This window comes from Propioniciclava sinopodophylli (assembly GCF_004324755.1).
GTDB lineage: Bacteria > Actinomycetota > Actinomycetes > Propionibacteriales > Propionibacteriaceae > Propioniciclava > Propioniciclava sinopodophylli.
In genome coordinates this window covers 346,505-358,904 of the sequence record NZ_SDMQ01000001.1, presented here as the reverse complement: position 1 = coordinate 358,904, position 12,400 = coordinate 346,505, and the positions used below count along the sequence as shown (strand labels likewise).

General features: G+C 71.1%; 12 protein-coding genes. 5 read left to right on the top strand and 7 right to left on the bottom strand.

The features are described 5' to 3' along the window. Positions 1-54 precede the first annotated feature (54 nt). Genes ET989_RS01745 through ppgK form a run of 3 tightly spaced genes read left to right on the top strand, consistent with a single transcriptional unit; the run spans position 55 to position 3,157 of the window. Positions 55-708 (top strand): PH domain-containing protein, encoded by a 654-nt coding sequence (locus ET989_RS01745; protein WP_131166816.1) that lies wholly within the window; start codon positions 55-57, stop codon positions 706-708. Then, positions 705-2,267 carry a PH domain-containing protein gene (locus ET989_RS01740; RefSeq protein ID WP_131166815.1) on the top strand — a complete coding sequence of 521 codons (1,563 nt, stop codon included), beginning with the start codon at positions 705-707 and terminating at the stop codon, positions 2,265-2,267. The genes ET989_RS01745 and ET989_RS01740 overlap by 4 nt, the downstream gene beginning before the upstream one ends. 26 nt (positions 2,268-2,293) lie before the next feature. Then, positions 2,294-3,157 carry a polyphosphate--glucose phosphotransferase gene (gene ppgK / locus ET989_RS01735; RefSeq protein ID WP_131166814.1) on the top strand — a complete coding sequence of 288 codons (864 nt, stop codon included), beginning with the start codon at positions 2,294-2,296 and terminating at the stop codon, positions 3,155-3,157. A 3-nt stretch (positions 3,158-3,160) separates the two neighbouring features. Here ppgK and argS read toward each other — a convergent pair whose 3' ends face one another. Both argS and ET989_RS01725 read right to left on the bottom strand, forming a co-directional pair. Further along, positions 3,161-4,795: an arginine--tRNA ligase gene (argS, locus tag ET989_RS01730; RefSeq protein ID WP_131166813.1), complete on the bottom strand. Its 1,635-nt coding sequence runs from the start codon at positions 4,793-4,795 to the stop codon at positions 3,161-3,163. A gap of 84 nt (positions 4,796-4,879) precedes the next feature. After that, positions 4,880-5,515, bottom strand: a complete 636-nt coding sequence (locus ET989_RS01725; RefSeq protein ID WP_131166812.1) for a carbonic anhydrase — start codon at positions 5,513-5,515, stop codon at positions 4,880-4,882. 363 nt (positions 5,516-5,878) lie between these two features. On the opposite strand from ET989_RS01725, the gene ET989_RS01720 reads away from it, so the two are divergent. Beyond that, positions 5,879-6,067: a hypothetical protein gene (locus ET989_RS01720; RefSeq protein ID WP_131166811.1), complete on the top strand. Its 189-nt coding sequence runs from the start codon at positions 5,879-5,881 to the stop codon at positions 6,065-6,067. Here ET989_RS01720 and ET989_RS01715 read toward each other — a convergent pair. The 5 genes from ET989_RS01715 to ET989_RS01695 form a co-directional block, all read right to left on the bottom strand. Next, entirely contained in the window at positions 6,045-6,722 is a 678-nt protein-coding gene (locus ET989_RS01715; protein ID WP_206662172.1) for a SanA/YdcF family protein, read from the bottom strand. The two genes, ET989_RS01720 and ET989_RS01715, sit on opposite strands and share 23 nt — an antisense overlap. A 111-nt stretch (positions 6,723-6,833) precedes the next feature. Beyond that, positions 6,834-7,718, bottom strand: a complete 885-nt coding sequence (locus ET989_RS01710; protein ID WP_131166810.1) for a class I SAM-dependent methyltransferase — start codon at positions 7,716-7,718, stop codon at positions 6,834-6,836. A gap of 6 nt (positions 7,719-7,724) precedes the next feature. After that, positions 7,725-9,389 carry a glucose-6-phosphate isomerase gene (gene pgi, locus ET989_RS01705; RefSeq protein ID WP_421958201.1) on the bottom strand — a complete coding sequence of 555 codons (1,665 nt, stop codon included), beginning with the start codon at positions 9,387-9,389 and terminating at the stop codon, positions 7,725-7,727. Positions 9,390-9,614: 225 nt separating this feature from the next. After that, the gene (locus ET989_RS01700; RefSeq protein WP_131166809.1) at positions 9,615-10,679 is read right to left on the bottom strand and encodes an SH3 domain-containing protein; all 1,065 of its coding nucleotides are present in this window, start codon (positions 10,677-10,679) and stop codon (positions 9,615-9,617) included. Positions 10,680-10,765: 86 nt separating this feature from the next. Further along, positions 10,766-11,383, bottom strand: a complete 618-nt coding sequence (locus ET989_RS01695; RefSeq protein ID WP_165489978.1) for a beta/alpha barrel domain-containing protein — start codon at positions 11,381-11,383, stop codon at positions 10,766-10,768. Between the two features lie 105 nt (positions 11,384-11,488). Here ET989_RS01695 and ET989_RS01690 point away from each other — a divergent pair, with 105 nt between their 5' ends. Next, on the top strand, positions 11,489-12,400 hold the full coding sequence (locus ET989_RS01690) for an aminoglycoside phosphotransferase family protein (protein ID WP_131166807.1): 912 nt from the start codon (positions 11,489-11,491) through the stop codon (positions 12,398-12,400).

Here is a 12,400-nt window from a genome sequence, read left to right as displayed (position 1 = left end):
GGTCGCGCCGGATGACGGGTCGGAACGTCGGCCCGACCTCCTAGGGTGTGGGGCATGCAGTCCCAGCAGCCCGAGTTCACGGCGCCCACCCCCGCGGCGTCCCCCACCCCGGAACCCCCGCTCGCCCAGCCCGTGCCAGCGCCGCTCGCAGCCGAACCGGCAAGGACGCCGTTTGTCCCCGACCCCAGCCTGGACGGCCTCCCCGACCGCGCGGTCGAGCCCTTCGCTCCCCCGTCGGACGCCTGGCGTCGCGTCTCCCCCAAGCTGACCGCCGTCAAGCGCATCACCTCGTCGATCTGGCTGGCGATCCTGTTCATCCCTGCGTCGGTCGCCATCTGGTTCCTCGTCCCGCCCGAGGAGCCCGTCCGCTGGGTCGCCGTCGCGTGGCTCGCGCTGGGGCTGGCCTGGTGGCTGTGGCTGTTCTTCCGCTCGCGCCGGTACGTGGCCGCGCTCGGCTGGGCCCGCCGCGAGAAGGACCTCTGCGTGGTCAGCGGCCTGATGTTCCGCCGCCTGGAGGTCATCCCCTTCGGCCGCATGCAGGTGGCCAAGGTCAGCTCCGGCCCCCTCATGCAGGCCTTCGGGCTGTCGACGGTCGAGCTCGTCACGGCCGGCGCGAGCGCCACCGTGCCGGGGCTTCCCTCCGACGAGGCCAAGGCACTGCGCGACCTCATCATCGAGCTCAGCGACGCCGAGGGGTCGGGGCTGTGAGCGACTTCCTGCCCCCGCCCGGGCCGCCCGGCGCCGAGGCCGCGCCCGGGGCGTCCGTGCCCGTCATCGAGGAGCGGATGCACCCGCTCAGCCCGCTGGTCAGACTGTGGATCGGCGTGGTGGCCCTCGGCTGGTACGTGGTCACGTCGTTCCTGCAGGGCGACCCACTCTGGGAGGACGTCGACAAGCTCGAGGAGTTGCTGACGTCGGCGCCGTGGTGGGTCTACGTCGCCGCCGCCGGCGTCGCGGTCGGCCTCGGGTTCGGCTACTGGTCATGGTGGACGAACCGGTTCGTCATCGACGACCGCGAGTTTCGGCTCGAGAACACCGGCGCCTTCCAGGAGAGCCAACGCATCGCGTTCAGCCGCATCCAGTCGGTCGACGTCACCCAGCCCTTCGCGGCCCGCCTGCTGGGGCTGGCGCAGGTGCAGATCGACGTGGGCGCCGAGGGCGGCGCGTCCCTGAAGTACCTGAAGCGGGCCCGGGCGACCGAGATCCGCGACTATCTGATGGCCCGGGCGCACGGGCGCACGGCGACGACCGCCGAGCCGGGGCGTGGCGCGTCCGCCTGGGACGACTCGGCCACCGGCGACCACGTGCTGGTGCGCCTGACGCCGGGCGAGATCATCCTGAGCGCATTCGCGACCCTCGACATGCCGCTGATCGCTCTCGGCTTCACGCTGCCGTGGATCCTCGGCGCGGTGTTCGACTGGTCGACGCTGGCGTTGGGCGGCGGCATGGTGGGCCTGGCGTTCGCCCTGTTCAGCTACCTGTCAAAGCGACTGTTCGAGCAGTTCAACTACACCCTGGCCCGGACGCCCGCCGGCCTGCGCATCACCCGCGGCCTTTTCACGCTGCGCTCGCAGACGATTCCCACCCACCGGGTGCAGGCCGTCCAGACGCAACAGCCGCTGATCTGGCGCTGGCTCGGCCGGGCGCGCCTCGACGTGACGATCCTCGGCGTGGGCGACGAGGACAGCGACGAACTCGGCACCTCGCTGATCTACCTGCCGTTCGGCACGCCCGCCCAGGTGCAGGTCGCCCTGGCGGCGCTGTGGCCCGGCCTGGAGCTCGACCAGCTCCAGTTCACCCGGACGCCCGAGCGCGCCCGTTGGCTCGACCCGCTGCAGTGGGAGTGGCAGGGGTACGCCGCCGACGACCGCGTGCTGGTCGGCCGGTCGGGGTGGCTGCACCGCCGCCAGTTCATCGTGCCGCACGCCCGCCTGCAGTCGGTGACGATCAGCCAGGGCCCCTTCGAGCGCCGCCTCGGCCTGGCGAGCGTGCTCACGACGACCACCGACATGTTCGACGCGAACTCGGTCAACCACCTCGGGGAGACACACGCCCGCGCGCTCGCGTTCGCCGAGATGGACCGTGCTCGCACCTCACGGGTCGCCGAGCTGCTCGACCCGCCGGGCCTGCGGGACGCCGTGGTGGAGGCCGACCCGGCCGGCGTCGTCCTGGCCGGCGCGCCGGACATCTGGACGCCCACCACCGCTCCCCTGCCCGCCCTGCTCCCGGCACCGGTCCCGACCGGGTCCGCGCCCTCGACAGAGTGACCGCCCGCACCAGTAGGGTTGCCCCCATGAACACGCGGTACGCACTCGGCATCGACATCGGCGGCTCCGGCATCAAGGGGGCCATCGTTGACCTCAAGAAGGGCGAGTTCGCCGTCGACCGCCTGCGCATCCCGACGCCTCGGCCGGCCACGCCCGAGGCCGTCGCCGCCATCGTGAAGCAGATCGCCGACCACTTCTCCGCCGAGCTGGGAGACGCCCCCATCGGCATCACCGTGCCCGCGGTCGTCACCCACGGCATCACCCGTTCGGCCGCCAACATCGACCCCTCGTGGGTGGACGCCCCGGCCGAGCGCATCTTCGAAGAAGCCCTCGGCCGTCCGATCACGCTCGTCAATGACGCGGACGCCGCGGGCATCGCCGAGGTACGCTGGGGCGCGGCCAAGGACCACCCTGGCCTGGTCATCGTCACCACGCTCGGCACGGGCATCGGCACCGCAGTGATCCACAAGGGCGTTCTCATCCCGAACCAGGAGCTCGGCCACATCGAGATGAACGGCGCCGACGCCGAGCCGCAGGCCGCGGCGTCCGTCAAGGACCGCGAGGAGCTCTCCTACGAAACCTGGGCGACCGAGCGCCTCCAGCCCTACTACGAGCGCCTCGAGTTCCTGACCTGGCCCGACCTGATCGTGGTCGGGGGCGGGGTATCGAAGAACGCCCAGAAGTTCCTGCCGCTGCTGAAGCTCAAGACCCCGATCGTGCCCGCCCACCTGCGCAACGCGGCCGGCATCGTCGGCGCTGCCTGGCTGGCGGTCGACCGCCTCGCCAACCCCGACGAGCTCAAGGACCTGACGCCCGAGGACATGAAGCGCATGGCCCCCGAGAAGATCAAGAGCGAGGCCAAGAAGGCGAAGAAGGACAAGAAAAAGTAGGCGTCACATCTGGTCGGGGGCTTCGATGCCGAGCAGGCCGAGGCCCGTGGCCAGCACCTTCTTCGTCGTCGCGCACAGCGCGAGGCGGGACGCCCGCACCTCGCCTTCCGACTTCAGCACCGGACACTGCTCGTAGAACGAGCTCATGGCCGTGGCCAGGTCGAACAGGTAGGTGCACAGCTTGTGCGGCTGGAGGTCCTCGGCGACGAGCGCGACGATCTCCCCGAACCGCGACAGCAGCAGCGCCAGCGCCTGCTCGGCGGGCTCGTCCAGCACCGTGATGGTCGACCAGGCGATGCCGTCCGCCTCGGCGCGGCGCAGGATCTGGTTGGCGCGCGCGTGGGCGTACTGCAGGTAGGGCCCGGTGTCGCCGGTCGTCGCGGTCATCCGCTCGGCGTCGAAGACGTAGTCCTTCTGCAGCTGGTTGGACAGGTCGGCGTACTTGATCGCCGCCAGCGCGACCGGCCGGGTGACATGCTCCTCCGCGGCGTCCAGCAGGTCGATGAGGTAGGCGGCCGTGCCCTCACGGGTGGAGAACGGACGCCCGTCGCGTCCGAGCACCATGCCGTAGCCGACGTGCTCGGTGACCAACGAGTCGGGGATGTAGCCGGCCTTGCGCGCCACCGCGAACACGAGTTCGAAGTGGTTGCGCTGGCGGGCGTCCGTGACGTAGATCAGGCGGTCGGCCCCCAGCGTCTCGGCGCGGTACTTCAGCGCGGCGACGTCGGTGACGTCGTAGCCGTAACCGCCGTGCCGGTTGCGCAGGATCGCCGGGGCGTCGAAGCCGTCGACGAACACCACGAGCGCACCGTCGTCGACCACGGCGATGCCGCGCTGCTCGAGGTCGGTGCAGACGTCCTCCAGCAGGTGGTTGTAGGACGACTCGCCCGCGATGTGCTCGTCGGTCAGGAGCACGCCAAGGCGGTGGTAGGTCTCGTTGAAGCCCACCTTGGAGACGTCGATGAGGCGCTGCCAGATCGCGCGGGTCTGCTCGTCTCCGGCCTGCAGCGCGACCACCCGGTTGCGGGCACGGTCGGCGAAGGACTCGTCGGCCTTGAGGCGCTCGTTGGCGCGCTTGTAGAGCTCCTCGGCGCCTGCAAGGTCGAGGGTGCTGAGGTCGAGGCCCTCGTCCAGGGTCTGCTCGATGAGCATGCCGAACTGGCGCCCCCAGTCGCCGATGTGGTTCTGCGGCAGGACGCTGTGGCCCGTCGCGGTCAGGACGCGGTTGAAGCAGTCGCCGATGATCGTCGTGCGCAGGTGGCCGACGTGCATCTGCTTGGCCACGTTCGGCGAGCTGTAGTCGATGACGATCTTCTGCGGGGCGTCCGCCTGGTCGATGCCGGTGTGGGGATCCGCGAGCAGGTCGGACGCCGCCCGCGCCAGCACCTCGGAGCGAATGCGGAAGTTGATGAACCCGGGCCCGGCGACCTCGAGCGGCTCGCACAGGTCGGCGACGTCGATGCGGGTGATCAGGTCGGCGGCGACGTCACGCGGGGGGCGCCCCTCTGCCTTGGCCAGGCGCAGCGCCACGTTGCTCTGGAAGTGGCCGAACTGGGGCTTCGTGGCGGGCCGCATCTCCGGGTCGACACCGGCGGCGGCCTCGACCCGCGACGTGAGCAGGGAGGCGAGCGATTGCATGCTCAACATTCTCCCACACCGCCGACGCGCCGAGAGCCTGCGTTCCGGGCGCCGACAGCCCGTGTTTTGGGCTGTCGGCGGGGGTCAGGAGTGGAAGTCGACCTTGCCGGAGTTCAGGTCGTAGACGGCGCTGACCACCTTCACCTTGCCGTCGGCGATCGCCTTGGCGATGATTGTGTTCTCGGAGAGTTCCCGGGCGACCGAGCGGGCTTGCTCGGCGATGGCCAGGGACACCGTGTCACCCCCCTGCCCCTTCACCGCCTCGACGGCAGGTGTGATCTCCTCGACGAGGTAGGCGATGTCGCCCGGGGCATGGCCCCCGGATCCGGCCGCCTCGACTGCTGCGGTGACCGCACCGCACGCCGAGTGGCCGGCCACGACGATGAGGGGGACGTGCAGGTGGTCCATCCCGTACTCGACGCTACCGACGATGGCCTTGTCGAGCACCTGCCCGGCCGAGCGCACGACGAACAGGTCACCGAGGCCGTGGTCGAAGACGAGCTCCGGGGGCACCCGGGAGTCGACGCAGGACACGATCGTCGCGAACGGGGACTGTCCCGTCGCGACCTCGGCCCGGCGGCCCACAGACTCGTTGATGGGCTGGGATTGCGCTGCGGCGAACCGAGCGTTGCCCTCCTTGAGCAGGGCCAGCGCCTGGTCGGGGGTCGGGCTGTCGGGAACGTCGGACGTGGGCGGCGCACCTGCGGCCGTGGGGCTCATGGCGGGTGTCGTGGCTGGGGCGGTGGTCGTGGGGGTGGCTGACGAGCAGGATGACAGCACGGCACCGGCGGCGGCCACACCGGTGAGGGTGAGGAGTCGACGGCGGGTGAGGGGGTTACGGGGGTGGTTCCATGGCCCCATCCAACCCGCTCGGTCGCCACATTTCCTGAGAATCCGCTACCCGGCACGAAGGGATGAAGCCCTCGACCCAAGCCACGCGGGTGAGTTCGCACCAAAGTTGGAGCCCTGTTTGCGGTCGGACCCCCGCCGACGGCTTGGGCGCCCACGCCCTCGACGCACGGGACCGGCGCCTTGGGCGTATCCAACCCGAGCCCTCGGCGGATCGCGTCGGCGGTGTTCGGGGTGGCGCTGTTCCACGGGGTGTCGGAGGCGGCGGTGGAGGCCGGCCGCACCGCAGCTCCGTTGTCGGGCTACCTCGTGGTCTGGGGCCTGTGCGGCCTGACGGCCGCGGTGTGCGCTCTGCTGCTGCTGGTGGGCGTGCCGAAGGACGCCTTCACGCGGTCGACGGTCAGCGACCCAGCGCCGCGCTGACGGCCTCGGGGTCACCCTCGAGGTTGGGGGTGCGGCGGGTCGTGAGGTCCCAGACCATCTTGAGGTTGGCGCCGAGCTCGCGCTGCGCGAACTCGTCCCAGCGCTTGGAGGTGCGCTTGACCGAGACGTCGCCGACGCCCACGGCGTCCACGCCGACGGCCCGGCAGGTCGCGACCGCACGGTGCAGGTGGTAGCGCTGGCTCACCAGCAACGCCTCGGTGACGCCGAAGACGTCACGGGCGCGCACGCAGGTGTCGTAGGTGTCGTAGCCGTGCTCGTCCTCGACGACGCGCTCGGCCGGGACGCCCTGCGCCACCAGGTACCGCTTCATGTTGGTCGACTCGCGGTGGTGCTCGGGGGCGTTGTCGCCCGACACCATGAGCACCTTCGCCTTGCCCTCCTGGTAGAGCCGGACGCCGAGGTCGAGTCGCGCCTTGAGGTAGGGGCTGGGCCGCCCCGAGGGGTACATCTCGGCGCCGAAGATGATCGCCACGTCGCGCGCCGGCGCCTGGGACGCCGTGAGGTTGCGGTCGTGGGCCATGGCGCGGGTCCAGAGAGCCGGACCGCCGATGGCGAGCGCGCCGAGTCCGGCGAGGGCGACCAGCGCCCCCACCGCCCGCAGGACGGGGCGACGGGGGCGCTGGCGGGTGCTCACGGCGTCGAGGTTACCCGGGCGTCGCGGTGGCCCGGGTGCCGCAGGGGCGTGTCACTCACCTGAGTGCGCGACACTCACCGTTGTCACGACGACGACGCGGGAGGAACCCCCTCAGCTGTTACAAGCCGCGCGCGCAGCGATGAGGGTGAACGACGCCGGCAGTCGTTCGGGCCGGTCGGCAAGGCTGTACTCGCCCCGCTCGTCGGCGACCATGAGGCCGGGGAGGGCATCCCAGGGCAGCGAGTCGTGCTCGGCCAGCAACTCCAGGGCGAGGCCGGCGTCGATCACCGCCATGACGATCTCCGACAACGCGTGGTTCCACTCCACCGAGGCCGGGCTCGCGACCGTGCCCTCGCCGGTGTAGGAGACCCCGTCGTGCCACACGGTGCCCTCGGCGGGTGTCCAGTAGGGCAACTCGAGCGACGGCGTCCAGTCACCGAGGGGGGTGAGGCGGTCGGACGCCTCGGCCCAGTACTCGTGCTGCTCCCCCACCCGGACGGCACCGAGCGCGTTGAGGACGGGATGGGCGTCGCGGACGAAGAGTCGTCCGCCGGGGCGCAGGAGCCGCGCGACCGTGGTGCCCCAGCGCCCGATGTCGGGTAGCCAGCACAGGGCGCCGATGCCGGTGTAGACGAGGTCGAAGGTGCGTCCGTCGAGGGCCTCGGGGGCGGAGTAGAGGTCAGCTTCGACGTAGTCGACCGCCACCCGCGCCCGCGCCGCGATCGTGCGGGCGTGGTGAAGCGAGCGCGGCGACAGGTCGACGCCGGTCATGTGCGCGCCGAGTCGGGCGAGACTGATCGTGTCGGTGCCGATGTGGCACTGCAGGTGGACGCCGTGGGCCCCGGTCAGGTCCCCCAACAGCGGGCGGTCGAAGGCGACCGCCTGGGAGATCCAGGCCGGGTCCTCGATCGCATCCAGCCGGTATCCGCCCGGGCCCACGTGGACGTCGGCGCGGGCGTCCCAGTTCGCTCGGTTGACCTCCAGGTAGTCGGGCACCCGCGATCAGGCCCGGTTCGCCCGGTAGTACTCGATGAGGGCCTTGGTGGACGGGTCCTGGGCCTCAAGGGCCTCGGCGTCGCCGCCGATGGCCGGGGTGATCTGCTTGGCGAGGACCTTGCCCAGCTCGACGCCCCACTGGTCGAAGCTGTTGATGCCCCACACCACGCCCTGGGTGAACGTGATGTGCTCGTACAGCGCGATCAGCTGGCCGACCACAGACGGCGTCAGCGCCGGCGCCATGATGGAGGTCGTCGGGCGGTTGCCCTGGAACACCTTGGCGGACACGAGCTCCTCAGCCACGCCGTCGGCGCGCACCTCGTCGGCGGTCTTGCCGAACGCGAGCGCCTTGGTCTGGGCGAAGAAGTTCGCCAGGAACAGCTCGTGGACGTCCTGGCCGCCGTCCTTGAGCGGGCGGTGCGGGGTGGCCACGGCGATGAAGTCGGCGGGGATCAGCTGCGTCCCCTGGTGGATCAGCTGGTAGAACGCGTGCTGGCCGTTGGTGCCCGGCTCGCCCCAGAAGACCTCGCCGGTCTCGGTGGTGACCGGAGTGCCGTCCGCCTTCACGCCCTTGCCGTTGGACTCCATCGTCAACTGCTGCAGGTAGGCCGCGAAGCGGTGCAGGTACTGCGCGTAAGGGAGCACGGCGTGGCTCTGCGCCTTGAAGAAGTTGACGTACCACACGTTCAGCAGGCCCATCAGCGCAGGCACGTTGTCGCGCCACGGCGTCTCGGCGAAGTGGGTGTCGATGGCGTGGAAGCCGGCGAGGAAGTCCTCGAAGTTCTCCTTGCCAATGGCGACCACCACGGCCGCCCCGACGGCCGAGTCGACCGAGTAGCGCCCGCCGACCCAGTCCCAGAAGCCGAAGGCGTTCTCGGGGTCGATGCCGAAGTCCGCGACCTTGTCCAGAGCGGTGGAGACCGCCACGAAGTGCTTGGCGATGGCGTCGGTGCGCGAGGCGTCCGACCCGTCGATCGCGCCGCCCTGCTCGAGGGCGTCCAGCAGCCACGCGCGCGCCATGTTGGCGTTCGTGATGGTCTCCAGCGTCGTGAAGGTCTTGGACGCCACGATGAACAGCGTGGTCGTGGGGTCGAGGTCGACGGTCTTCTCGTAGACGTCACTGGGGTCGATGTTGGAGACGAAGCGGCACTCCAGGCCCTCCTGCTTGTACGGCTTGAGCGCCTCGTACACCATGACCGGCCCCAGGTCGGAACCGCCGATGCCGATGTTCACGACGGTCTTGATCGGCTGACCCGTGACGCCCTTCCACTCCCCCGAGCGCACCTTGTCGGCCCACGCGTAGACCTTGTCGAAGGTGGCGTGGACGTCGGCCACCACGTCCTGGCCGTCGACGGTGAGCTGGTCGGTGCGCGGACGCCGCAGAGCGGTGTGCAGGACCGCGCGGTCCTCGGTGTTGTTGATGTGGACACCCGACAGCATCGCGTCGCGCTTGCCGGCAAGGTCGACCTCGTCGGCGAGTTCGACCAGCGCCTCGAGGACGGCCTGGTTCACGAGGTTCTTCGACAGGTCCACGTGCAGGTCGCCCGCAGTGCGCGTGTACGTCTCGGCGCGGTTCGGGTCCGCCTCGAACCAGCCGCGCAGGTCGGGGGTGAAGGTGTCCTTGATCTGGGCGAGCTTGCCCCAGGCATCGGTCTTGGTGACATCACTCATGGACGCCAGCCTAGGGCTCGGCACGTCGACCTGCCGGGGTCTCGCCCAAGGGAGGGGCTGTCGGCGGACAGAACTGGGGCTCTCGACCGAAAAACGCGGGGCTCTCGGCGGGTAAACCCGGGGCTCTCGGCGGGTAAACACGGGGCTCTCGGCGGATGGGGGTGGACATGCTCCGACCCCCGTCGCGTGTTCGCGTCGGGGGCCGGGCAGTTCAGGGCCGGAAGGTCAGAGCTTCACGGAGACGTGCACGTGGTCGTAGTGGTTCGCCGTGATGGAACCACGGTCAGCCATGGGGCGCCAATAGGGCTTGTAGGGCGTCCAGATCTTCTGCTCGAAGATGATGTGGTCGACCTTGAACGCATCGGCGTTGGCGGCCACGTACTTGGCGACGGCCCAGCCCTTGGCGGAGTCCTTGTAGGTCATGAAGTCGATCGCGCCGCCGGAGCCGTGGTTCGAGCGGTTGTTGGTGGCGCGGTAGCCACCGATGGCCGCGAACGACCAGCGGGCGGTGACGGCGTTGTAGACGACCATGGCGCGGGGCTTCAGCCCCAGGACCGACTTGCCGGGCGCCGGCAGGTTCGTCTCCTGGGGAGCCGCGGCCTCCTTCTTGGAGGCGCTCTCCTTGGCGGGGGCGGCCGTGGTCGATTCCTTGGTCGATTCCTTGGGGGCGGCGGCCTCGGTCTTCGGGGCCTCCTTCTTCACCGGGGCCTTGTTGCCAAGCTTCGAGTCGAGCACGTAGCCGACAGTGCTGCCGAACTTGATCTGGCGGAAGCCGTTGGCGGTCCTGTCCAGGATCGCAACCTTGTCGCCCTCGGAGACGGTGCCGAGCTTGGCGGCGTCGCCGGAGGCCTGGGCGCGGACGACGACGTCGGTCTGCGTGAACTTGGTGCCGGCGGGGGCGCCGATCGCGGCGGCCCACTGGCCACCGATGAACGCCTCGGCGCCCTCGGTCGCCACGACCTCGACGGCCTCGGCCGGGGCCTCCTCGGCGGGGGCCTCCTCAGCCGGGGCCTCCTCGGTCGTCTCGACGAGGGTGCGGGCGGTGTCGCGGCTGACGGGGTCGGCGGCACGCACGGGGGCGGGGGTGGCGGTGGCCTCCTCGGTGGCGCGGAGGTTCAGCGCGAAGGCGCCGGACGTCGCGAGCAGCGCCACGGAGACGGCCGTCGGGGCGACGCGGGTGCGGAGGAAGTCTCCGCGGGAGCGGGCCGCGCGGCGCGCGGGCACCACGAAGGCAGCGGCAGCGTCGGACGGGGCGGCCTGGGGATCCGCGGCACGTCGGGCTTCGTACATCGTGTGACTCCGATTGCTTGAGACTGAGACAGCACTAACTTAGCTGAGATTTTCTCAGGGTCAAATCGGGGATGCTCAGGATTCGCTCAGTTGACATTCAATGGTCGGAACGAAGCCGCCCGCCGGGCCACCTCGTCGGGCGCGTTGGCCCCCGCGCCGTCCTCGGGACGGAGGATCACCTCGGACACCACGGCCGCCGACGCCCCGGCCTGGAACCACATGTCGCACTGGTAGCGCTCGAGCCTCCCCCACGGCACCAGGGAGGCCGCAGGGAACAGCGGCGGCAGGGAGCGGGCGTAGGCGGCACCCAGAGCGTCCGCCGGCGCCACGAGGGCGGTATCGGCGCCGGTCCGGAGCACGTCCGCCACCTCCTGCGGGGTCAACCCGCCGGTCAGGAGCGGCACTTCCCCCGCCCCCGCCAGCAGGTCGCTGCCGGAGACGGGGGCGAGCACGAAGTGCGCCCCCGCCGCCACAGCCGTCCGGACGCCCTCGGCGTCCGTCACACCGCACACCCCCACGCGCGCGCGATGGCCGTGCAGGGCCAGCACCTCGGGCAGGAGGTGCACCAGCTCCACGGGAAAGGCCCAGGCGCCCAGCCCCTCCTGGAGGAGCACCTCGGCGGCCACCACCCAGTCCTCGACGCCGGTGCGCGGCACTTCGACCACGATGCGGTTGGCGCGCACGGCCGCCTCCAGGACGCTCATACCGCCCATCATGCCGCACCCGGCGAACCGGCCCGGGGGCCGCCTCCCGCTGCAACCCACCGCAAGTTCTTGGGGCACGGGGCCCCCGGGGCGTCCAATGGATGCATGGCCCTCGCACCCTCTGCCGACCTCGCCACGTCCGTCGACCTCGTGGCGACCCTGTTGGCCGCCCAGGCCCCGGCACTCGCCGACCTCCCCATCCGCCCGCACGCCAGTGGCTGGGACAACGACACCTACCGCCTCGGCGAGACGCTGGCCGTCCGGCTGCCGCGCCGGGAAGCCGCAGTGCCGTTGATCGCGAACGAGGTGCGCTGGCTCCCGGTGCTGGGGCAGTTCGTCACGCTCCGGACGCCCCAGCCGATCGTCGTCGGCACCCCCTCGCAGGCGTTCGGTCGCCCTTGGGCGGTGGTCGAGTTCATCCAGGGCACGCCGGTCTCGTCGGTCCCCGTCGCCGAGCGCACGTCGTTCGCGCCCCAACTGGCCGACTTCCTCTGGTCGCTGCACGTGCCCGCGCCGGCGTCCGCCCCGGTCAACCCGGCGCGCGGCGGCTCGCTGGCCACGCCGGCCACGGCCGAACGCGTCCGCGACCGCCTCGCCCAGCTGACCGAGGCCGGCTCGCGTGACCTGGCCGACGCGCTGCAGCCGCGGTGGGAGGCCTGGGTCGCGGCCCCCGACTTCGACGGCGTGGACGCCTGGGTCCACGGCGACCTCCACCCCCACAACATGCTGCGCGGCGACGACGGCCAGCTCGCGGGCGTCATCGACTGGGGTGACATGACCGCTGGCGACCCCGCCTGCGACCTCGCCACAGCCTGGCTCACCTTCGACGATGCCGGACGCGCCGCGTTCCGCGGCCAGATCGACGAGGGCGGGGCCGTGGACTCGGCCACGTGGACCCGAGCCAAGGCCTGGGCGCTGCACCTGGGCCTCATCCTCACCACGATGAGCGACGACCACCCGTGGCTCACCGCCATCGGCCGTCACGCCCTGAACGGCGTGGCGAGCGAGTCCGACTGA

Bases quoted from the DNA above. Each gene is read 5' to 3' on its own strand.
- ET989_RS01745 (WP_131166816.1), top strand. From the start codon at position 55: ATGCAGTCCCAGCAGCCCGAGTTCACGGCGCCCACCCCCGCGGCGTCC.
- ppgK (WP_131166814.1), top strand. From the start codon at position 2,294: ATGAACACGCGGTACGCACTCGGCATCGACATCGGCGGCTCCGGCATC.
- argS (WP_131166813.1), bottom strand. From the start codon at position 4,795: ATGCAATCGCTCGCCTCCCTGCTCACGTCGCGGGTCGAGGCCGCCGCC.
- ET989_RS01725 (WP_131166812.1), bottom strand. From the start codon at position 5,515: ATGAGCCCCACGGCCGCAGGTGCGCCGCCCACGTCCGACGTTCCCGAC.
- pgi (WP_421958201.1), bottom strand. From the start codon at position 9,389: ATGAGTGATGTCACCAAGACCGATGCCTGGGGCAAGCTCGCCCAGATC.
- ET989_RS01700 (WP_131166809.1), bottom strand. From the start codon at position 10,679: ATGTACGAAGCCCGACGTGCCGCGGATCCCCAGGCCGCCCCGTCCGAC.
- ET989_RS01695 (WP_165489978.1), bottom strand. From the start codon at position 11,383: ATGAGCGTCCTGGAGGCGGCCGTGCGCGCCAACCGCATCGTGGTCGAA.
- ET989_RS01690 (WP_131166807.1), top strand. From the start codon at position 11,489: ATGGCCCTCGCACCCTCTGCCGACCTCGCCACGTCCGTCGACCTCGTG.